A 21,831-nucleotide genomic window follows, 5' to 3' on the forward strand; every position below is an offset into this window, starting at 1 on the left:
GTTATTGAAAATGATATTCATTTACTACAGTATGAAGAGGGGGATGGACAAGCCCCTGCCGAGCAGGACACGACCAGAGGGGGACCACGTGCTGGACGGCTGTACGCCCTGGCCCGAGGAACTCGCCACGCGCTTCCGGGAGGCCGGGTACTGGCGAGGTGAAACGTTCGACCAGCTACTGCGGACCTGGACTCGCACCCACCCGCACCGCACCGCCCTCGTGCACGGCGGACGACGCCTGGACCGGGCGGAACTGGAGCGATCCGCCGACCGCGTCGCCCGCCGGCTCGCCGGACTCGGCGTCCGGGCGGGGGAGCGCGTGGTCCTCCAGCTCCCGAACGTGCCGGAGTTCTTCACCGTCTTCTTCGGCCTCCAGCGACTCGGCGCGATCCCCGTCCTCGCCCTGCCGCTGCACCGCCGTAGCGAGATCGTGCACCTGTGCCGCCTGTCGGGGGCGGTGGCGTACGTCGTCCCGGACATCCATCAGGGCTTCGACCACCGTGAGCTGGCCACCGAGGTCGTCAAGGAGTGCCCGGACCTGCGGCACGTCCTGGTGGCCGGCGACCAGGGCGCGCACCTCCCGCTGGACGGCCCGGGAATCGCCGGAGAGCTGCAGCCTGCCCCCGACGACGCCTCCGAGGTGGCCCTGCTCCTGGTCTCCGGCGGCACCACCGGGCTGCCCAAGCTCATCCCGCGCACCCACGACGACTACGCGTACAACGTGCGGGCCAGCGCCGAGCTGTGCGGCTTCGGCCCCGACACCGTCTACCTCGCCGCGCTGCCCGTGGCCCACAACTTCGCGCTCGGTTGCCCCGGGGTGCTCGGCGCCCTGCACGCGGGCGGCACCGCGGTGCTCACGGACGAGCCCGACCCCGACGCGGCGTTCGCCCTCGTCGAACGCGAACGCGTCACCGTGTCAGCGCTCGTACCACCGACCGCCCGTATGTGGGCGGCGGCGACGGAGTGGGGCGAGGCGGACCTGTCCTCGCTACGGCTGCTCCAGGTCGGCGGCGCCCGGCTGCTGCCCGAGCACGCCGCCCAGGTGCGCGGCGCCTTCGGCCCCGTCCTGCAGCAGGTGTTCGGCATGGCGGAGGGCCTGCTGAACTACACCGAGCCGGACGCACCGGAGCAGGTCGTCCTGCACACACAGGGCCGCCCACTGTCCCCCGACGACGAACTCCGCATCGTCGACGAGGACGACCGCGACGTCCCGCCCGGCACGACCGGACGGCTCCTCACCCGCGGCCCCTACACCCTGCGCGGCTACTACCGGGCCGACGAGCACAACGCCACCGCGTTCACCGCCGACGGCCACTACCGCACCGGCGACCTCGTCCGGCGCACGCCCACCGGCCACCTCGTCGTCGAGGGCCGTGTGAAGGAGCAGATCAACCGGGGCGGCGACAAGGTGGCCGCGGCCGAGGTCGAGGAGCAACTCGCCCACCACCCGGCGGTCCTGGACACTGCCGTCGTACCCGTCCCCGACGACCTGCTCGGCGAGCGCACCTGCGCTTTCGTCGTCCCCAGGCCCGGCGCCACCGCCCCCGACAGGAACGAGGCGGCCGCCTTCCTCCGCGAACGCGGCCTGGCCCCGTACAAGATCCCCGACCGGGTCGAGACCCTCGGCGCCCTCCCGGTGACGGCCGTCGGCAAGACCGACAAGAAGGCATTGACGGCGCTGGCGCGCGAGCTCGCGACCGAGGGCGCGCGGCGCAAGGAAGGGAACCCCCGTTCATGACCGGCTCGACCGACCCTCGACGTACTGCCAGGACTTCACACTCGCCCCACACGTCCGGCGATTCCTGGGATTCCTCGGACTCGTTGCACTCCTCGGACTCGTTGCCACCCTCGGACTCTTTGGGCTCCTGGGCCGACGCCCTGCCCGCACCCGGCCCCGTGCACACCGTCGAGTCCCCCGAGGACCCGGCGGAGGCGGCGGTCCGCCTCGCGCGCGCCGGGCTCGGCGGCGAGTACGTCGTCTACGAACGCGCCGGGGTCTGGCACTACGCCTGCGGCCCCGCGGCAACCGTCACCCTGGACGCCGAAGGGATCACCGCACGCTGCGGCAACCGCTCCGTGACCCGGCCCCTCGGCGCGGCGCCGCTGAAGCAGGTAGCCGATGCCCTGGCCCAACTGCCGTACCGGGACTGGCGGGTGTACGGCTGGGCGGCCTTCGAACTGGCCCACCTGCTGCACCCCGGCACAGGGGACACGGGCCGCGACCCGCTGCTCCACCTCATGCTGCCGGCCACCGAGGTCGCCCTCACCCCGGGAACGGCACGCATACGCACGGCGGACCCGGAACACCTGCCCCTCATGGCCAAGGCCCTGGCCATTCCCACAGGAGCGGTCGGCGACGGCCTCACCGACGTGGAAGAACTGCTGGGGTCCGGGGCGGGGCCGTACCAGCACGCTGTCGCACGCACGGTGGCCGACATCCGGGCAGGGCTCCTCCAGAAGGCCGTACTGTCCCGGCCCCTGCCGCTGCCCGCGCATACGGCCCTCGACCTGACCGCCACCTACCTGGCGGGCCGCCGCGCCAACACCCCCGCCCGGTCCTTCCTGTTGGACCTGGGCGGCTGGCGGGCGGCGGGCTTCAGCCCCGAGACCGTGTTGGAGGTCGAGGGGGGCACCCGCCGCGTCTCCACCCAGCCGCTGGCCGGAACCCGCGCCCTCGACCCCCGCCCCGAGGAGACCGCGCGGCTACGGGCCGACCTGCTCGGCGACCCGAAGGAGATCCACGAACACGCCCTCTCCGTCCGCCTCGCCGTCGACGAACTGACCGGCATCTGCCACCCGAGCACGGTCGTGGTCGAGGAGTTCATGACGGTCCGGGAACGCGGCTCGGTGCAGCACCTCGCCTCGCGCGCCGCAGGACGCCTCGCCGACGACCAGGGCCCCTGGGACGCATTCGCGGCGCTGTTCCCCGCGATCACCGCCACCGGCTGCCCGAAACCTGAGGCACTGCGCACCATCGGCCGCTACGAGAGCGAACCCCGAGGGCTGTACGCCGGAGCCGCGTTTACCGCGGACGCCGACGGCTCTCTCGACGCGGCGCTGGTCCTGCGCACCGTCTTCCAGCGCGACGGCCGCAGTTGGATGCGGGCGGGCGCCGGAGTCATGGGGCAGTCGACACCCGAACGGGAGTGGGAGGAGACCTGCGAGAAGCTCCGCAGCGTGGCCCCGTACCTCCGCCGCAGCCCCGGCACGGCACCCGAGGAGCCGCGATGAACGATCAGGCGCCCGCAGCCCTGGTCCCGGCAGCTGGTTCACGGGCGCCTGCTGGGAGCCCGTCCTGCCCCACCTGTCCGTCCCGTGTCTCACCCCCGACCTTCCCGGCCGCGCCGGCAGACCGGCGGATCTCACCACGCTGGCCATCGGCGACCTGGCACGAGCGGTGGCGGACGACATCGACGCGGCCGGACTCGCCAGGTCGTCCTGTTGGGCCACTCCCTGGCCGGCGTCGTCATTCCTCAGGTCGCCTCGCTGCTCCCGCACCGGATCCGCCGGCTGGTGTTCCTCGCCGCCACCGTGCCGCGTGAGGGCACCTCCGCCCTCGACGGCTTCCCGCTCGTCGTCCGCGCGGCGATGCGAAGGCGGCTGCGCTCCGGCCTGTCACCACGCCCGGCGCGGCCGGTGGCCCGCTGGAGCTACTGCCGCGACCTGCCGCCCGACACCGCCGAGCATGTCCTTTCCCACGCCTACGGCACCTTCTACCTGCTGTCGCTGTACCTGCAGCAGGTCCGACGGTCATCTCCGTCGACGACACGCGTCCAGGTCCCCGCCGACGCATCGTCATCGACCGCTCCACACCCGAGGCGAACGTTCTCGAGGCCGTCGACTGGGGACGCGAGATCACGACCATGGAGCGGGCCGGCATTCACAGCCTCACACTGGACGGCTTGGCTCTCTCTTCCGGTGACTACTGTGTGGGCCTTCCGTACGCCAGGGGATCTGGTGTGTCTGAAAGCTTCGTTCGCTTCAGGACGGCGGAAACCCTGATTCCAGGCGGTGATAGAACTCGCGTGCGAGCCGACCGGGCTCCGGTACCCTCACAGGACGCAGTCGCCGCCCACGGCCGTCCTCCCGGGAACCAAGTGACGAGATCCGGGATTTCCCTGACCTCACGCCCACGCCGGCTCCAAGATGTGCGCAACCGTTTCCAGGAGATGCACGCCACCGGTTCCAGCACTTGGCACCTCCTGCGCGAAGTACGGACTGGAAGCTCCGGTCGACGGCGGAGGCCCAACACCAATGATCACCGGAGTCACCAGGGGGAGCCCGCAGCATGACCGGCACCACGGAGGCCCTTGGCGGGTCGGCTGCAGTCGACGATGCAGCACGAAGCGTCACGCGCCCGTTCTACGTATACGCCGTGCTCGCCAACTCGCTGTTCCAGCGTGGCGTATTCGTCCTCTTCCTTTATGAGCGAGGCTTCTCCGCCGGGCAAGTGGCCCTACTTCAGACACTGCTCTATCTGGTCAGCGGACTTGCGGAGGTGCCGACGGGAGTCATCGCCGACCGAATCGGCAGGCGTGCCAGCATCGTGATCGGCCAGGTGCTGATAGCTGGATGTCTGCTCGGTCAGGTGGCGTTCTCCAACTACTGGGTGTTCCTGGCGCTGTTCATCGGACAGGGCGTGGGCATGGCATGTGTATCCGGTTCGGACACCGCCCTGCTGTACGACCTGCTCGTGCGTCGTGGTGCAACGGCCGGCTACGTCAAGATCAAGTCCCGGTTCACCATGCTCGGGACGGTCACCTCGGGAGTCGCCATCGTCCTCGGTGGCCAACTGCAGCAGTTTTCCTGGGGAGTCGTCTACGTCGGTTCGGCGTCGTGCCTCGTCCTGGCCGTGGTGGTGCTGATGTCACGGGTGCCCGAGATCCGCGGCGCGGACGCGGTGGACGAGCAGGACGGAGCCGAGAAGGAGCACGGCGACGCCACAGCATGGCGGGCGATGCTTCGGGTCGCCACGCCGGCGCTCGTGACGCTTGTCGTGGTGTCCGGATTGATGCATGCGACTTTGACGCCGTACATCATTTTTACGCAGAAGACCCTCTCCGATCAGGGAGCGGGCACCGCATGGGTCGGCGTGGTCATATCGGCGGGATTCTTCGTCGGCGGACTCACTCCCTTGCTGTCGGACCGCGCGGACCGGCGCATCGGGTATCGGGTCATCGTCCCGGTGTCTCTCCTGACGCTCGCCGTGGCGCTCGGCCTGAGCGGCCTCGGCCTTGTCCGGGTCACCATCGCCGCGTTCCTGGTTCTGGTCGGAATTCCCGAGATCACCGCCGTGATCGTGGACAACGTGTTCAACGAGGCAGTGCCCTCGCGCCACCGGGCGAGCCTGCTGTCGATGATCGCATTCGTGGAGTCGGCGCTCATCGGCATCGGCTATCTCGTCCTCGGCGCGCTCATGGACGGGTTGGGCTCCAGTGTGGGCATGGCCACCTACGCCGCGGTCCCCCTGCTGGCATGTCTCCTGTGGCTCCCGGTGCTCTTCCGAGGGGCACGGGTGACCACCGAGATCGAGAGGCCCGCCGACCAAAAGGCATCCTGAAACAGACCATCTCGAGCAACGCCCCTGCCCGATGGCGGGGGCGTTGCTCGTTGACCTCCGCGGGGTAGAACTCGCCGACGGGCGGACACTTCAGGCAGCAGGGGTGTTCCTCCTCCCGAGGAGGATCCCGAACGGTGGTGTCCTGGGAGGGCTTTGCTGCGAGAGGGACGAGCAGGGCTTCCTGCGCACCGGCCCCGCCGGGCGCATCAGCCGCGCCGGTCTCTGGGCCATCGGGAACGTGGTTGATCCACGGGCCCAGGCGATCACGGCGGCCGGGATGGGAGCGACCTGTGCCGCCGCGCTCAACCACGAGTTGGTCGAGGAGGTCACCGAGCGGGATCTCCGCGCGCACCGTCCCGCCACCGGCCGCCCACTCCAGGGTGCCGACACCGGTTCTTTAACCTCGCGCCTTCACTCAACTCGTCCTGAGCTTCGAGGACTTGATGACGTCCGTTGTCCCGCGGCTCAACTATGGTTTGCGCGCCACGCCACCGAAGTCGTCGACCTCGGCCGCCGCTTCGGAAGCGGTCGCCGCGGGGCGCCACCGGGAGACTGAGACGAGGCCGGGTTCCAGCAGTTCCAGACCGTCGAAGAAGCGGGCAAGTTGCTCCGGGCTGCGGTTGATGCGGGGGTTGTCACTCGCCTCGTTCCACTGCTCGACCATCGCGCGCTGCCGCTCGGGGTGGACGACCTCGGTGCTGTCGCAGAACACGAGGTAGCTGCCGGACGGCAGGGCGTCGACGAGGCGGCTCACGATGTCGTAGACGGAGTCGTCGGTGACGTGCGCGGCGATGCCCAGCAGGATCAGCGCCACGGGCTGGGTGAGGTCCAGTGTCTTGGCGGCCTGTTCCAGGATCGCGTCGGGGTCGCGCAGGTCGGCGTCGATGTAGGCCGTCGAGCCCTCGGGCGTGCTGGTGAGCAGCGCCTCCGCGTGGGCCAGCACGATGGGATCGTGGTCGACGTAGACGATCCGTGTCTCGGGGACGAGGCGCTGGGCGACCTCGTGGGTGTTGTTCGCGGTGGGCAGGCCGGTGCCCACGTCCAGGAACTGGCGGATGCTGGTCTCGGCGATGAGGTACTCCACGGCACGGACCAGGAACGCCCGTTGCGCCCGGGCGACGTCGAGGATGGCCGGGTTGGCCTCGGCGATCTGGTCGCCTACCTGTCGGTCGATCTCGTAGCAGTCCTTGCCGCCGAGCCAGTAGTTCCAGATGCGGGCGGAGTGCGGCACGCTGCTGTTGATGATCGGACGTTCAACTGACATGAGAGCTCCACGAGTTGGCCTGATGTCACGCAATCTAGCTGCATCGCACGCCAGGTACCGGGGAAGCTTGGATCTTTGGCGATCATCTGCCCGTGTTCGCTGCACGGCGCCCCGTCACTCGCCGAACGACCGGCGCATGATGCGGTGGTGGAGCAGAGCGCCGGCCCGGGGGCGCGGCACAATGACGGCATGGACCAAGCGCGCTGGCAGCACGGGGTCGAGCGGGCGGAACGGGTAGCCCGGTACGGCAGGCATCCGGCCGTCTCGTGGGACGAACGTGCGGTACGCGGCGTTCTGGCCGTCACCCTCGCCGGGCTCGCCGCCCGGCAGAGCTGCCCGGTTGAGGACGTCGGGACCGGCAGCGTGCTGTGGCACCTGGACCTTGTCACCGCCCCGTCTGGGCCGAGCACGCCGAACGCACCGAGATCTTCCTCGGCCAGCTCGGCACCACCCGCAAGACCGAACGCACCCGGCTCCAAGCCGACTACGACCGGGCCCTCCGCGTCATCTCCGAGATCGACGCCGCCAGCACCGTGGACGAGGAACTCTCAGAGAATCTCCGCAGCCCAGCGGACCGAGTACGAGAACCGCATCCGGGCCGCCATGGACCGGCTCCTAAGCGGTGAGATCCCGCCCGGCGGAAAGTGCGACATCAAGACCCTCGCCCGCGAAGCCGCAGTCAACCGCACCGCCTTCTACGGCACCCGCCCATACGCGCACCTCCGCACCCAGTTCGAGCGACGCCTTCAGTCGCTCCAGCAGGTCGGAGAGATTCCCGATCCCCGCGAAGCCCAGACGGTCACCGAGCTGACCGACTTCCGTGCTGAGTCCCTGGCCCGGCTCGCCGCACCGCACGAAGAGATCGTCCGGCTCCGCGAAGCCGCCGCCGGGACCCGTCGCGTCAGCCGCCTCCCCACGCCGCGAACCACCGTGATCGGCTCATGCAGCTGACCGCAGGATCTGCACTCGACGCGGTGTCAGCCCAGCGTGATCCACCGAATGCCGAGCCGCCCGACCTGGGCGGTCTCCGTCGCGTCAAGCGTCGCGCGACCGGTGACCTTGCGAAGGAAGGTCGGTCCATCCCAGCCGAGTTCACCCGCAGCGTCCAACTGCTCGGGCCCGAGCAGAAGTTCCAGCACTGCCACCCCGGCCTCCGGAGTCAGCCACGGTTCGCGTCCCAGCGCGTCCGCCAAGTCCAAGCCATGAACCGCGACCTCCACCACTCTGGTGAGCAGGAACTCCGAGAGGAGCATCGCGTCGCCGTGACGAGTACGCACGACTCGGTCTTCCGGTTCGTCCTGGCACATCTGATCCACCTGCCGCCATGTCGCGGCGAAGTCCGCGGCGAGGGCGGCGCCGTTGGCATGCTCGGCCGCGTGGTTCTGGGCCAGGCCGATGCGGGCAGCGTTGGTCTGCGGGCTGAACCGATCGTCGGGCCGGTAGTACTGCGCTGCACTGACCTCGGCCTTGTCCGGAGCAAGGCCGCCCAGCATCTGTGGCAGCCACGCGATCACCACCCGGACGTGACCCAACAACTCGCGCACGGACCAGGGCTCACACCGCGTCGGACGATCCCACTCCGACTCGGACAGCCCGGCAACCGCCCGGGAGAGCTCCCCCGCTTCGAGGCGGAACGCTTCCAGCACACGACCCTGATCCATGCTGATCAAGCTATCGGAGGCCTCTACCTCGCACCCGAGAGGGTGATCTGCATCACGTCGACGAGGCCGGAATGCAACACCACCGACCATGAGCGTCGCGAATCGACGCTCGGCGAGGATGCCTGCTCAATGGCGACACGGACTCCATCGCACACGGTCTCTGCGGACACAAGCCACTCGTACGCCTCGGTCATCCTCGAAGCGGGCGAGTCCGTCGTCACACTCGCCCGCCGGCTGGGCCATCGACGCCTTGCTCGGCCAACCTGCCGCCGCTGCCACGGCCGCGTAGACCACCACTCCAGCCCACACACTCCCCAGCGGCCCCGAACGCGTCATCTGCGCCCTCGATCGGAGCTGCACGCGCTCAAGACGGCAGCCCTCCGCGGCGATTACTCAGAGCCAATCTCGCCGCTTGAAGATGACGTACAAACTGGTACAAACGATCCCCATTAGGGCGATCGCGAAGGGGTATCCGAGCACCCAGCGCAACTCCGGCATGTGCTCGAAGTTCATCCCGTAGATCGTCCCGACCAGCGTCGGAGCGAACAAAATGGCCGCCCACGACGAGATCTTCTTGATCTCCTCGTTCTGCTCGAACCCCGCCTCCGCCAACGCCCGCATCTCCGCGTTCTGCTGCTGCGTGACCAGCGTCGCGTTCACCGTGAGGATCTCGGTCAGGGCTTGGCGGAAGCCGTCGACGCGTTCGCTGGTGTGGGTGACGTGGTCGGCCACGTCGCGGAGGTAGCGCTGTAGTTCCTCGTCCGTGCCGTATTTGGAGAAGCCGGCCATCAGGCCGTGCAGCATGCCGACCAGGGGGCGGGTGGCGCGCTGGAACTCGACCATTTCCCGGGAGAGTTCGTAGATACGGCGGGAGACCTCGGGGTCGCCGCGGAAGACCTCGGTCTCGATCTCGTCGATGTCGTTCTGGACGCCCACCACCACCGGCTCATAGCCGTCGACCACCGCGTCCAGTATCGCGTAGAGCACCGCCTCCGGGCCGAGTTTGAGCAGTTCCGGCGTCTCCTCCATGCGCCGGCGCACCGACGACAGATCGGGGGCCGCACCGTGACGGACCGTGATCACGAAGTCGGGGCCGACGAAGACGTGGAGTTCGCCGAAGTCGACTTCCTCGGGCGCGTCCAGGTAGCGGGCCGCGCGCAGGACCACGAAGAGCGTGTCGCCGTAGCGCTCCAGCTTGGGTCGCTGGTGTGCCTCCATCGCGTCCTCGACCGCGAGCGGGTGCAGGTCGAACTCCGCGGCCAAGGAGAGGAGTTCGGATTCCGTGGGACGGGCCAGGCCGATCCAGGCCATCCCGGACGGCTGGTCGCGCAGCTCGCGGTAGGTCTCGGCGAGGGTGGCGGGGGAGGAGACCCGGACGCCGTCCTGGTACAGCGCCGCCTCCACGACGCTCGCCACCTCGGAGGAGTCGGGAGCCGTGGCGCGTGCCGGAGGCGTCGGGGCCGGTGGCTCCGGTGGCTGCGGGGGAGTGAGGGCTCGGCGCCAGGCGGACTTCACGGGGTTCTTCGAGGCGGGGCGTGCGCGTCGCTCGGACACTGCGGCTGCCTCCCGGTGGGGACGACGAGTGCGTGTGCGTGATCACGGAGCAGGATATACGGGGCGAATGGCATGGGTGGGACCGAGCCGATCCCGGATTTCGTGAGAGTTGCGGACTGACGGTGTCCGCAAGCCTCGCTAGCGTGCGGAGCATGACGAAGCGGACCACGACGAAGCGGACCACGACGAAGCCCGGCACACATCAGACGAAGCGCGGCACTCAGCAGACGGCGACCGCGACGGGCCCCGTGCTCAGCACCCGCGCCCTCAACCGTGCCACCCTCGACCGGCAGCTGCTGCTGCACCGGGCGCCGCTGTCCGCGCGGGCGGCCGTGGAGCATCTGGTCGGCCTGCAGGCCCAGGAGGTCAAGCCGCCGTACTACGCGCTCGCCGCCCGTCTCGACGGCTTCACGCCCGAGGAGCTGTCCGGGCTGCTGGCCGACCGTGCGGCCGTGCGCATCGTCACCATGCGCTCGACCATCCACCTGCACACCGCCGACGACAGTCTCACCCTGCGTCCGCTGGTCCAGCCCGCCCGGGACCGCGAGATCAACTACTTCCGCAAGGGCCTCGTCGGTGTCGACCTGGACCGGCTCGCCGTACTCGCCCGCGACCTTGTCGAGGCCGAGCCTCGCACCATGAAGCAGCTGCGCGAGGCCCTCAGCGCCGAGTGGCCGGACGCCGACCCGCAGTCCCTCGCCGTCGCCGCCCGCTGCACGCTGCCCCTCGTCCAGGTCACCCCGCGCGGAATGTGGGGCCGCAGCGCCCAGGTCTGCCTCACCACCGCCGAGCACTGGCTGGGCCGCCCCGCCGAGCCGGCCGCCTCCCCGGACGCCACGGTTCTGCGCTACCTGGCCGCTTTCGGGCCCGCCTCCGTGAAGGACATGCAGACCTGGTCCGGTCTCACCCGGATGCGTCCTGCCTTCGAACGGCTCCGCCCCGCGCTGGTCACCTTCCGGGACGAAGGCGGCGTCGAACTCTTCGACCTCCCCGACGCCCCGCGCCCGGACCCGGACACCCCGGCGCCGCCCCGCTTCCTGCCAGAGTTCGACAACCTCCTCCTCTCCCACGCCGACCGCACCCGTGTGATTCCGCCCGCCAACCGTGGCCGCACCTGGCAGGCGAACACGGTCTACTGCCCCCTCCTCGTCGACGGCTTCCTCGCGGGGGTATGGCGGATCCTCGGCGACGCCCTCGTCATCGAGGAGTTCACCGAGCTCACCAAGGCCCAGCGCGGGGAGGTGACCGAGGAGGGGGAGCGGATGGTGAAGGTGATGCATCCGGAGGTGTCGTACGACATCCGCTTCGGGACCGTCATCCCCTAGGGCCTGTCCGGCTACCCCTGGCGACCGTCTTCCCGAGGCGTCACTCCGCCCGCCCCGTCACCGCGACCGTCACCCCGAGCCCGATCATCGTGCAGCCGCCCGCTCCGCCTATCAGTGACAGTCGGCGGTCGGAGCGGGCGAACCAGGTGCGGGCCGCCGACGCGGTCAGGCCCCACAGGGTGTCCGTGACCAGGCCGATGGAGATCGGGATCAGACCCAACAGCAGCATCTGCAGGGGGACATGGCCCGCCGAGTGGTCCACGAACTGGGGGAGTACGGCGGCGAAGAACACGACGCCCTTCGGGTTGGTGACACCGACGAGGACGCCGTCGAGGAGGGTTCGCAGATCGCCGCGCTTCGGTGCGGCCGGCGTCGCTCCGATCGCCGCCGCCTTCAGCTCACCCCGGTGCCGGTACGCCTGCACACCCAGATAGACCAGATAGGCCGCGCCCGCCAGCTTCACCGTCATGTAGACGGCCACCGAGCGTTCGACCAGCGAGCCGATCCCGATGGCGACCGCCACCACCAGCAGATACGAGCCGAAGACATTGCCGATCGCCGTGGCCACGGCGGTACGCCGACCGTGGGCCAGCGCGCGGCCGATGACGAACAGCACGCTCGGCCCCGGAATCACGATCACCAGCAGCGACATCGCCGCGAAGGCCAGGAAACGATCTGTGGACACCATGCCCGCCACCCCCATCCGCAGCCCATTGAAACAGGTCCCTCTGACAACGGACATGGACAGGTGACGACGGACATGGATAGGGGGCGTTGCGGGCCGCTCGTGGAGGCCCGCAACGCCCCCTGGTCTTGCACCTGAGGTGTGCTCAGGAGACCTTCTGGGTGCCGTTCCCGGTTACGACTGGACCTGTTCGGTCACCTCGTCCGAGAAGGTGGTCAGCCGGGTGTAGACACCCGGGTAACCGGCCTGGGCGCAGCCTTCGCCCCAGGAAGTTATCCCTGCCAGGACGCCCCCGATGAGCAGGGGACCGCCGCTGTCGCCCTGGCAGGTGTCAGTGCCGCCGGAGGTGTATCCGGCGCAGACCATGTCGGACGCGAGGAAGTCCGAACCGTAGGAGCTCGCACAGCTGGAGTTGGAGACGGTCGGCACGGTCGCCGTCCGCAGCTGGTTGGAGGAGCTGCCGTTCGAGGACGTGGTGCCCCAGCCGACGATGCGGGCGGTGGTGCCGGCCGCGTACACGCCGGTGTCCGAGGAGTCGACGTACGAGGCCGTCGTGTACGGCATCGAGGTCGACAGGGTCAGCACGGCCACGTCGTTGCCGTCGGTGGCGTCCGTGTAGTCCGGGTGGACCCAGATGTCGCTGACCCGGCTGACCGTGCCGTTCGTGCCGTTGCGGTAGGTGCGGCCGCCGACGACGCGGACACTGCTCGTCGTCTCGCCGACCATGCAGTGGGCGGCGGTGACCACCTTTGTCGCGGAGACGAGCGTGCCACCGCAGAACTGGCTCTGCGAGGCGTCCGTGATCTGCATCATGAAGGGGTACGCGGTCGTCGTGGTCGTCGTGCCGCCCACGATGCGCGTCGACGCGGCCTCAGCGGTGGGGGCGCTGAGCAGTGCGGCCGCGGCGGCGGCAGCGGTCGCCACGACGGCGGCGGTCTTTCTGGCACGGGTGAGCCCGAACATGGGTCTCCTCATTGGGGGTTGCCGGTGGGGGGTCGCGCGGGTGTGGGGGGTTGTGCACGGGGGTCGCGGGACCGACCCCCGTGTGCCCGGCGAGCGGCACATCCACAAGGTAGGTCCCGGAAGTTCCCCTTCCCAATGAGGGAACCCCCTAAGGGAGTTGGGCAGGGAAAACCCTCGGTCGAGTCCGGCTAAACCTCCACGGACCGACAAAGACGGGTGAACTCACGTCGTACGGCGCCCCGCCGCCAATCTGACGATGTCGACCCGCGATCGGATCCCGAGCTTGCGGTATACGCGGGTAAGTGTCGCTTCGACTGTTTTGACGCTGATGAACAGGCGCGCGGCGATCTCCCGGTTGGTCGCGCCCTCCATGACGAGCGCGGCGACCTGACGCTCCATCGAGGCGAGCCCGTCCAGGCCGTCGAGACCGTCCGGCGTGGCGGCGGGGGTGGGGACCGCCTCCGCGGGGCGCGCGGCGGCGGCCGCCTCGACCTGCCGCAGCCAGGGCAGCGCCCGGCAGCGGCGGAACAGCCGGGCCGCCTCGTCGTACGAGGTCGGGCCCGGAGTTCCTGTGCGCAGCTGGGCCAGCGCGAAGGCGGCCCGGGCCTCCTCCAGGCCGTAGCCCAGTTTGCCGAGCCGGTCCTGTGCCGACGTCAACTGGGCGATGGCGGCGTCCTGTTCGCCCCGTGCGGCGCGGATCAGCGCCTCGGCCCGGTCGAGGACGGCCAGGACGCTCTCGCGGTCCAGCCGCAGCGCCTGCTCGCGCGTGACGTCGATGACGTCCTGCGCCTCCGCGAACTCGCCGCTGCGCACCAGGGCCTCGGCCAGGTCGCCGTGCCAGCGGCCCCGTGCCGGGTCGGTGATGCCGAGGCTCTGCTCCACCTCGCGCACCCGGCGCAGCGAACGGACCGCTCCCTCAGTGTCCCCGGCCACCAACTGGGCGTGGCCGAGGGCGGCCAGAGCGCGGGAGACGTACATCTGGTCGCCGTCCTCCTCGGCGTGCTCCACCGCTTCCCGAGCCAGGGCCAGCGCCCGGTCCACGTCCCCGCCCGCGGCCTCCGCGAGGGAGGTCAGCACGGCGGAGGCGACCTCGCCGATGCCGGTGTCGCGGGCGAGGCGCAGGCTCTCGCGGGCCAGGTCGAGGGCGCGCCCGCAGTGCCCGGAGTGCAGCTCGGTCTCCGCGACCCCGCGCAGGAAGTGCACCTCGCTCTCCACCCAGCCGTGCCGGCGCACCTCGCGCAGCAGCGTGGTGACCGCCGCGCGGGCCTCGGGCAGTTGGTCGCTCATGATCAGCCAGCGGAAGCGGGAGTAGCCGGCCCCGTTGTGATGGCAGGCCACCCTCGGGTCCTGGGGTTCCTCCAGCGCCCGTCGAATGGTCCCGGGGGCGTCCGCGTGGCCCATGAGGGTCTCGATCTGGGCCTGGAAGGCGAGCGCCATGAGCTCGGTGTACCGGTCGCCGGCCCGCGCGGCCAGCTCCGCCACATACGCGGCCTCCCCCCGGGCCTCGTCGAAGTCCCCCTCCACGAGCAGGGCGCGCCACGTCAGCTGGTAGTGGACCAGCGCGAGCAGCTTCGGGTCGTCACCCGCGTCGGCCAGGGCCTGCGGGAAGATCGCGTCGACCTCCGCCATGGCATGCCCCGCCGTCTCGATCACCGCGATCCAGGCCCGCACCCGGTCCGCGGGGACGGTCGCCCGGGTGAGCACCTCCCGGGCGATGTCCCGGGCGAGATCCAGCTCGCCGGCGGTGATCGCGTCCTCGGCGGCCTCCAGGCGCAGCACCTCCGGGCTCTGCGGGCCGTCCGCCGGGGTGTGCCGGGCGGCGAGCAGGGAGAGCTGCGCGGCCACCGACGGCGCTCCCCGGTCCCGGGCCAGGGCGGCGGCCTCGGCGAGACGGGCCGCGACCTCCGGGTCGGTGCCGGTGGTCGCAAGGGCCAGGTGCCGGGCGCGCTCGATCGGGTCGGAGGCCGCCGTGGACAGCGCGGCGTGCGCGGCGCGGCGCTCCTGCGCGGGCGCCTCCGCGTAGAGCGCGGCGGAGACCATCGGGTGCGCGAACCGCAGGGCGGGACCCTCGGGCTCGGTCGCCAGCAGCCCGAGTTCGGCGGCCTGAGCGGTCTCGGCCTCGGCGTTGTCGCGGCCGGCCGCGTGCAGCAGGGCCAGCGTGGGGCGGGCGCCCGCGCTTGCGACGAGGAGGGTGCGGCGGGCCTCCTCCGAGAGCATCTCCAGGCGGTTCAGCACCAGGGCGCGCAGCGAGGTGGGCACCGGCAGGGGTTCGCCGGGGCGGGGCGGGGTGGGGTTCTCGGCGAGGGCGCGGCCCAGTTCGAGGGCGAACAGGGCGTTGCCGCCGCTGGTGCGGTGGATGTCCCGGACCGTGGAGCGGGGCAGGCCGGTGTAGCCGCGGTGGTCGAGGAGGACGGACATCTGGGCGCGCGAGAGGGGGCCGAGGCGTACGGCGAGGGTGTCCGGCGGGGACGCGCGTAGATGGCGGTCGTACTCCTGGCCGTCGGTCCGTACCGCGCACAGCATCCGTACCGGGGTGTCGCCGAGGCGGCGGGCGGCGAAGCCGAGGAGTTCGGCGCTGGCCGGGTCGAGCCACTGGAGGTCGTCGGCGACGACGAGGACGGGGCCGGTGTCGGCGAGGGCGCGCAGGGTGGACAGTACGGCCAGCCGCAGGGCGAGGCCGTCGCGCTGGAGGGTGGACTCGCCGCGGCCGGTGAGCGCCGACTCCAGGGCGGTGCGCTGGGCGGTGGGGAGCCGCTCGGAGACCTCGTCCAGGACCAGGCCGAGGAGGTCGGCCAGGGCGAGGAAGGGGAGATGGGATTCGGACTCCGTGGGCGAGCAGCGCAACACGGTGCGTGCCGCCCCGCCGTATTCCGCGGCCAATGCCCGCAGGACCGTCGACTTCCCAATTCCGGCAGGGCCGTGCAGCAGCACGCTGCCGCCCCGTCCGAGCTGCTCACGCGCCGCGGTGAACAGCTCCTCCCTGCCGATGACCTGGTCGGGGCGGCATCTGGCAGGCTCCTTGAAGTCCCGTCGCACGGTCACCGCTCCCCTCCGTGTGTCGTGTTCGGGCCAATATTAGGCAACGGATCTTTGAAATTCGGACCGAAGGCATGGTGAGGCAAATAACAGCCGCGCAGCATGGGGAAATTCAAGGCTCGGTCGAATGAATAAAGATCGCCCGGGAGAGCCGGCCCGAGGGGGGCGACCTGCGGTCCTGCGGGACCCCACTCCCGCAGATTCCGGCCCTAGGGCAGCAAACCCGCCCGACGTGCCGCCACCACCGCCTCACCACGGGTGTGCGTGCCCAGCTTTTGCATCGCCGAGCGCAGATAGCCCTTGACCGTCTCCGCCCGCAGCCCCAGCCGCTCGGCGGCGGCCGCGTTCGTCGAGCCTGCGGCCACGCACGCCAGCACATCCAGTTCGCGGGGGGACAGCTCTACGCCGCTTCGCGCAGGCCCCTCCGTCAGCAGGCCGCAGGCCTCGAGGAGCTCCGCGCGCAGGGCGGGGTCGCTGATCCGCGGGGCCAGGGCACGCAGTGTCGCGTGGGCCTCGCGGACCTGCTCCCACGCGGAGACCCGGTCGGACGGCGCCGTCTCCAGCCGAGCCGTCTCCGGCCGGGCCGCCTCCAGCAACACCCGCACCTCGTCCCGCACCACCAGCGCCTGCTCCACGTCCCGCGCCGCCGCCACGGCAGCCGTCAGCGTGCGGTCACCGAGAGGCTGGGCCGTGCGCAGGGCGCCGTACAGGACACCGCGTACCCGGCGTCGTACGACGACGGGGACCGCCAGCACCGAACGCAGTCCCTCCGCGGCGACCGCGGCGTCGTACTCGTGGGTGATCTGCCGGGAGACGGAGTAGTCCGTGACCGCGCAGGGGCGGGCGAGGGCCACCGCCTTGCCGCCCAAGCCATTGCCGGCGGTCACCGCGAGTCTCCTCAGGGACTCGGTGGCTGTGCCGTTCAGTTCGCTGATGCGCATGCGTGAGCGCCCGGACTCCACCAGGCCGCCGAAGGCGACCGGGAGCCCGGTCGAGCGACGCAGGCGCGCCAGCGCGCCCCTTATCTCCACAGTTGCGGCCGCGTCCACTGCCACGTCCTTGCCCTTTCAGTGCGGCTTCCTGGAGCGCACACCCCCGTTCGGGGGTAGTGAGACCCACGTCACGGATTAGACGATGACCGAGAGCCGCCCGGCAAGGTCCGGTAACCAGGAGGACAGATGACGACGGGGACGGAGCTGTTCCGCAACGCGCGGGACTTCCTGCTCGAGCACCGCGAGGACTACGCGACTGCCTACGAAGGTTTTGCCTGGCCCCGGCCCGAGCGGTTCAACTGGGCCCTCGACTGGTTCGACGTCATCGCGGACGGAAACGACCGCACCGCGCTGCACATCGTCGAGGAGGACGGCAGCGAGGTCCAGCTGTCCTTCGCCGAGATGGCCGAGCGGTCCGCCCGGGTCGCGGGCTGGCTGCGGGCGCGCGGCGTCCGCGCCGAGGACCGCATCCTCGTCATGCTCGGCAACCAGGCCGAGCTGTGGGAGACCGCCCTCGCCGCGATGAAGCTGCGCGCCGTCGTCATCCCGGCCACCCCGCTGCTCGGCCCCGCCGACCTGCGCGACCGGGTGGAGCGGGGACGCGTCCGGCATGTGCTGGTGCGGGCCGAGGACACCGGCAAGTTCGACGAGGTGCCCGGCCGCTACACGCGCATCAGCGTCGGCGGGGTGCGCGAGGGGTGGCAGTCGTACGAGGACGCGTACACCGCCTCCGCCGAGTTCACCCCCGACGGTTCGACCGCCTCCGACGACCCGCTGATGCTCTACTTCACCTCCGGCACCACCGCCCGCCCCAAGCTGGTCGAGCACACCCACACCTCGTACCCGATCGGGCACCTGGCCACCATGTACTGGATCGGCCTCAAGCCCGGCGACGTGCACCTGAACATCTCCTCGCCCGGCTGGGCCAAGCACGCCTGGTCCAACCTTTTCGCGCCGTGGAACGCGGAGGCGACCGTCTTCCTCCACAACTACACGCGCTTCGACGCCGTCCGGCTGATGGCGGAGATGGACCGCGCGGGCGTCACCACCTTCTGCGCCCCGCCGACTGTCTGGCGCATGCTCATCCAGGCCGACCTGAGCGCCCTGCGCACCCCGCCCCGCGAGGCCGTGGCAGCCGGTGAGCCGCTCAACCCCGAGGTCATCGAGCGGGTGCGGGAGGCCTGGGGCGTGACCATCCGGGACGGCTTCGGGCAGACCGAGACGGCCGTCCAGGTCTCCAACAGCCCCGGCCAGCCGCTGAAGACCGGCTCGATGGGCCGCCCCAGCCCCGGCTTCCGCGTCGAACTCCTCGACCCGGTCTCCGGCGCGCCGGGGGCCGAGGAGGGCGAGATCGCCCTCGACCTGTCCGCCCGCCCCGTCGGCGTGATGACCGGCTACCACGGTGACGCCGACCGTACGGCGGAGGCGATGGCCGGCGGTTACTACCGGACAGGAGACATCGGTTCGCGAGACGCCGACGGATACATCACCTACGTCGGGCGGGCCGACGACGTCTTCAAGGCGTCGGACTACAAGATCAGCCCCTTCGAGCTGGAGAGCGCCCTGCTGGAGCACGACGCGGTGGCCGAGGCCGCCGTCGTGCCCGCGCCGGACGAGCTGCGGCTCGCGGTGCCGAAGGCGTACGTCGTCCTGGCGGAGGGCTGGGAGCCCGGCCCCGACACGGCCAAGGTGCTCTTCGAGCACTCACGGGAGGTCCTGGCGCCGTACAAGCGCGTCCGCCGTCTGGAGTTCGCGCCGCTGCCCAAGACCGTCTCCGGCAAGATCCGCCGGATCGAGCTGCGCGAGGCCACGGCGGTGGGCTCGGACGCCGAGTACCGCGAGGAGGACTTCCGGTGACCGCACAGCTGTCGTACACCCACGGGACGAGCGAGACGGTTCTGCTCGGCGAGACGATCGGGGCCGGCCTGGACCGGGCCGTCGCCGCCTGGCCGGACCGGGAGGCGTTGGTCGACGTACCGTCCGGGCGGCGCTGGACGTACGCCCGGTTCGCCGCCGACGTCGACGAGTTGGCGTACGCGCTGCTCGCGAGCGGGGTCGCCAAGGGCGACCGGGTGGGCATCTGGGCGATCAACTGTCCCGAGTGGGTCCTGGTCCAGTACGCCACGGCCCGCATCGGCGCGATCATGGTGAACATCAACCCGGCCTACCGCACCCACGAGGTCGAGTACGTCCTCAACCAGGCCGGGATCTCGCTGCTCTTCGCATCCCTGAGCCACAAGACCAGCGACTACCGGGCGATGGTCGAGCAGGTGCGCGGCAAGTGCCCGCAGCTGCGGGAGACCGTGTTCATCGGGGACCCGAGCTGGGAGGCGCTGATCGGGCGGGGAACGCCGGTTCCGTTCGAGGAGCTGTCCTGCGACGACCCGATCAACATCCAGTACACGTCGGGCACGACGGGCTTCCCCAAGGGGGCGACCCTCTCCCACCACAACATCCTCAACAACGGTTACTTCGTGGGGGAGCTGATCGCCTACAGCGAGCAGGACCGGGTGTGCGTCCCCGTGCCCTTCTACCACTGCTTCGGCATGGTCATGGGCAATCTCGCCGCCACCTCCCACGGCGCCTGCATCGTGATCCCGGCCCCGTCCTTCGATCCGAAGGCCACCCTGGAGGCCGTCCAGCAGGAGCGCTGCACCTCCCTGTACGGCGTACCGACCATGTTCATCGCGGAGCTGAACCACCCCGACTTCGCCTCGTACGACCTCTCCTCCCTGCGCACCGGGATCATGGCGGGCTCGCCCTGCCCGGTGGAGGTGATGAGGCGGGTGGTCACCGAGATGCACATGGCCGAGGTGTCGATCTGCTACGGCATGACGGAGACCTCGCCCGTCTCCGCCCAGACCCGGCGCGACGACGACCTGGAACACCGCACCGGCACGGTCGGCCGTGTGCTGCCGCACATCGAGGTGAAGGTCGTCGACCCGGCGACCGGCGTGACCCAGCCTCGGGGAACGGCGGGGGAGCTGTGCACCCGCGGCTACAGCGTGATGCTCGGCTACTGGAACGAGCCCGAGAAGACCGCCGAGGCCGTCGACCGCGGCCGCTGGATGCACACCGGTGACCTCGCGACGATGCGGGAGGACGGCTATGTCGAGATCGTCGGCCGCATCAAGGACATGATCATCCGGGGCGGCGAGAACATCTACCCGCGCGAGATCGAGGAGTTCCTGTACGCCCACCCCAAGATCGCGGACGTCCAGGTCGTCGGGGTGCCGCACGAGCGGTACGGCGAGGAGGTGCTGGCCTGCGTCATCCCGCGCGACACGGGCGACCCGCTGACGCTGCAGGAGCTACGGGGGTTCTGCGACGGGCGGCTGGCGCACTACAAGATCCCGAGCCGGTTGCGGATCCTCGACTCCTTCCCGATGACCGTGTCCGGGAAGGTGCGGAAGGTGGAGCTGCGGGAGAAGTACGGGGCCCACTGAGGCCGGCTGCGGCGCTTGCCTAGCCCCGGCGCATACAGACCCGTGGCCATCGGTCGAGGCCGAGTTCCGCCTCGTGGGCGCGGATCTTCCGCAGCCCCGGGGTGAGCTCGGCCTCGTCCAGGACGCGGAAGCCGAGGCGTTCGTAGTACGGCGCGTTCCACGGAATCTCGGTGAAGGTGGTCAGGGTGAGAGCGGTCAGGCCCTCCTCGCGTGCGCGGTCGGCGGCGTGCGCGAGGAGGGCCTGGCCCATGCGGCGGTGCGCGTGGTCCGGGTGTACCGAGACCTGCTCGACGTGCAGCGCGCCGTCTACGGGCTCGGAGATCAGATAGCCGACCGGGCGGTCACCGTCGTCGCAGGCGACCCAGGCGCGCCCTGCCCGGCGGAACTGCTCCAGGACGTCCAGGGCGGGCGGCTCGTCGTCGGCGATCGCCGCCATGCCGAGGGCACGGAAGGCGGATCCTGCGGCGCGCTCGATGTCCTGGAGGGCCGGGAGCTCGGCGGGCGTGGCGGGGCGGATGCGCATGTGCCGAGTGTCCGCCGGTGGCTGCGCTCGGCGCGAGCGGACTACCGGGCCCCCGTCGCGTCCAGTTCGTCGGCGAGGCTGTTGACCGGCTGGGGCGTGCCCGTGAGGTCGAGGACGAACAGGGGGACGCCGAGGGTGTCGGCTCGGGTGCGGGCCTCGGGGGCGTATCCGGAGAGGGAGAAGTACACGCAGGCCGCGGACTCCGTCATGGCCGTCAGCCACAGGCACTCCACGTCCCGCAGGGAGGCCGGACGTACGGTCGGGTCGACCTGGGCGAGCAGACCGTGGGCGGCGATGCCGATGCCGGTCGGGGGCCGCTGGTCGGCGCGGCGGATGTCCCGGTAGCCGAGCCAGCGCAGATAGACGGCGGCTGCCGTGACCGCGTCGCGCGCGGTGCGGATCGTGACGGGCTGGAAGACGCGGCGCGCGGCGGGCGCCTTCTGCCGCGCCGAGCCCGTGTCGGCCCGCGCCACCGGAACGCGCAGCAGCGTCCCGCAGGGACAGCCCACCTCCGGACGGGGCCACTCGCTCCTTCTGCCGCACGCCGCACAGCGCACGCCGATCCACTCGTCGTCCCAGGCCCGATGCACGACGGCCGTCGCGGCCCCGTCCGGATCGAGCGCCGGTGCGACGGGCGCCCCGCACTGACACGGATAGGCAGGTGCCTCGTAGAGATGCTCGCGCCGGCAGGCCGGGCAGCGCACCGACACGCTCTCGGACATGGCCCACTCCAGGACGACCTCGCATCGGACAGCGCTCCCATCGTCCTCCAGGTGGTGCCCGGTTGTCCGCCTCTTGACGGTCTTCACCCACCCACCTACA

Annotated in this window: 18 protein-coding genes; 8 read left to right on the plus strand and 10 right to left on the minus strand. The window is 70.8% G+C overall.

What is annotated here, in order from left to right; genetic code table 11:
• Positions 1-43: 43 nt before the first annotated feature.
• From ADL12_RS07575 to ADL12_RS07585, 3 genes are all read left to right on the plus strand, one after another.
• The gene (locus ADL12_RS07575; protein ID WP_208614493.1) at positions 44-1,738 is read left to right on the plus strand and encodes a (2,3-dihydroxybenzoyl)adenylate synthase; all 1,695 of its coding nucleotides are present in this window, start codon (positions 44-46) and stop codon (positions 1,736-1,738) included.
• 119 nt (positions 1,739-1,857) lie between these two features.
• On the plus strand, positions 1,858-3,231 hold the full coding sequence (locus ADL12_RS07580) for a salicylate synthase (protein ID WP_244187812.1): 1,374 nt from the start codon (positions 1,858-1,860) through the stop codon (positions 3,229-3,231).
• A gap of 1,057 nt (positions 3,232-4,288) precedes the next feature.
• Positions 4,289-5,560 carry an MFS transporter gene (locus ADL12_RS07585; RefSeq protein ID WP_208614494.1) on the plus strand — a complete coding sequence of 424 codons (1,272 nt, stop codon included), beginning with the start codon at positions 4,289-4,291 and terminating at the stop codon, positions 5,558-5,560.
• Between the two features lie 469 nt (positions 5,561-6,029).
• Here ADL12_RS07585 and ADL12_RS07590 read toward each other — a convergent pair whose 3' ends face one another.
• Together ADL12_RS07590 and ADL12_RS07595 are read right to left on the minus strand one after the other, a co-directional pair.
• Positions 6,030-6,824 (minus strand): SAM-dependent methyltransferase, encoded by a 795-nt coding sequence (locus ADL12_RS07590; RefSeq protein ID WP_062699879.1) that lies wholly within the window; start codon positions 6,822-6,824, stop codon positions 6,030-6,032.
• 114 nt (positions 6,825-6,938) lie between these two features.
• Positions 6,939-7,199, minus strand: coding sequence for a hypothetical protein (locus ADL12_RS07595; RefSeq protein WP_062699881.1), 261 nt, complete (start codon positions 7,197-7,199; stop codon positions 6,939-6,941).
• On the opposite strand from ADL12_RS07595, the gene ADL12_RS53790 reads away from it, so the two are divergent.
• On the plus strand, positions 7,193-7,450 hold the full coding sequence (locus tag ADL12_RS53790) for a hypothetical protein (protein ID WP_159053102.1): 258 nt from the start codon (positions 7,193-7,195) through the stop codon (positions 7,448-7,450). The genes ADL12_RS07595 and ADL12_RS53790 overlap by 7 nt on opposite strands.
• Positions 7,428-7,775: a hypothetical protein gene (locus tag ADL12_RS07600; protein WP_062699884.1), complete on the plus strand. Its 348-nt coding sequence runs from the start codon at positions 7,428-7,430 to the stop codon at positions 7,773-7,775. Before ADL12_RS53790 ends, ADL12_RS07600 begins: the two co-directional genes overlap by 23 nt.
• A gap of 26 nt (positions 7,776-7,801) precedes the next feature.
• Here the strand turns inward: ADL12_RS07600 and ADL12_RS07605 are convergent, their stop codons facing one another.
• Positions 7,802-8,485, minus strand: a complete 684-nt coding sequence (locus ADL12_RS07605) for a maleylpyruvate isomerase family mycothiol-dependent enzyme (protein ID WP_062699886.1) — start codon at positions 8,483-8,485, stop codon at positions 7,802-7,804.
• Positions 8,486-8,878: 393 nt separating this feature from the next.
• Positions 8,879-10,039 (minus strand): magnesium and cobalt transport protein CorA, encoded by a 1,161-nt coding sequence (locus ADL12_RS07610; protein WP_079051906.1) that lies wholly within the window; start codon positions 10,037-10,039, stop codon positions 8,879-8,881.
• A gap of 143 nt (positions 10,040-10,182) precedes the next feature.
• Here ADL12_RS07610 and ADL12_RS07615 point away from each other — a divergent pair, with 143 nt between their 5' ends.
• Complete coding sequence (locus tag ADL12_RS07615) at positions 10,183-11,364, plus strand: winged helix DNA-binding domain-containing protein (RefSeq protein WP_425265078.1); 1,182 nt, start codon at positions 10,183-10,185, stop codon at positions 11,362-11,364.
• A gap of 40 nt (positions 11,365-11,404) precedes the next feature.
• Here ADL12_RS07615 and ADL12_RS07620 read toward each other — a convergent pair whose 3' ends face one another.
• From ADL12_RS07620 to ADL12_RS07635, 4 genes are all read right to left on the minus strand, one after another.
• The gene (locus tag ADL12_RS07620; RefSeq protein WP_062699887.1) at positions 11,405-12,052 is read right to left on the minus strand and encodes a LysE family translocator; all 648 of its coding nucleotides are present in this window, start codon (positions 12,050-12,052) and stop codon (positions 11,405-11,407) included.
• 171 nt (positions 12,053-12,223) lie between these two features.
• Positions 12,224-13,012: a S1 family peptidase gene (locus ADL12_RS07625; protein ID WP_062699889.1), complete on the minus strand. Its 789-nt coding sequence runs from the start codon at positions 13,010-13,012 to the stop codon at positions 12,224-12,226.
• A 222-nt stretch (positions 13,013-13,234) separates the two neighbouring features.
• A complete protein-coding gene (locus ADL12_RS07630) occupies positions 13,235-16,054 on the minus strand; it encodes a helix-turn-helix transcriptional regulator (protein ID WP_062699890.1) in 2,820 nt (939 codons plus the stop codon).
• A gap of 203 nt (positions 16,055-16,257) precedes the next feature.
• Positions 16,258-17,103 (minus strand): helix-turn-helix transcriptional regulator, encoded by an 846-nt coding sequence (locus ADL12_RS07635; protein ID WP_079051908.1) that lies wholly within the window; start codon positions 17,101-17,103, stop codon positions 16,258-16,260.
• Between the two features lie 123 nt (positions 17,104-17,226).
• On the opposite strand from ADL12_RS07635, the gene ADL12_RS07640 reads away from it, so the two are divergent.
• Positions 17,227-18,897, plus strand: coding sequence for an AMP-binding protein (locus ADL12_RS07640; RefSeq protein ID WP_062699893.1), 1,671 nt, complete (start codon positions 17,227-17,229; stop codon positions 18,895-18,897).
• A complete protein-coding gene (locus tag ADL12_RS07645) occupies positions 18,894-20,486 on the plus strand; it encodes an AMP-binding protein (protein WP_062699895.1) in 1,593 nt (530 codons plus the stop codon). Before ADL12_RS07640 ends, ADL12_RS07645 begins: the two co-directional genes overlap by 4 nt.
• Before the next feature lie 19 nt (positions 20,487-20,505).
• Here ADL12_RS07645 and ADL12_RS07650 read toward each other — a convergent pair whose 3' ends face one another.
• Together ADL12_RS07650 and ADL12_RS07655 are read right to left on the minus strand one after the other, a co-directional pair.
• A complete protein-coding gene (locus ADL12_RS07650; RefSeq protein WP_062699897.1) occupies positions 20,506-21,009 on the minus strand; it encodes a GNAT family N-acetyltransferase in 504 nt (167 codons plus the stop codon).
• Between the two features lie 41 nt (positions 21,010-21,050).
• Complete coding sequence (locus ADL12_RS07655; RefSeq protein WP_062700026.1) at positions 21,051-21,731, minus strand: hypothetical protein; 681 nt, start codon at positions 21,729-21,731, stop codon at positions 21,051-21,053.
• Positions 21,732-21,831 lie beyond the last annotated feature (100 nt).

This window comes from Streptomyces regalis (assembly GCF_001509475.1).
Classification (GTDB): Bacteria; Actinomycetota; Actinomycetes; order Streptomycetales; family Streptomycetaceae; genus Streptomyces; species Streptomyces regalis.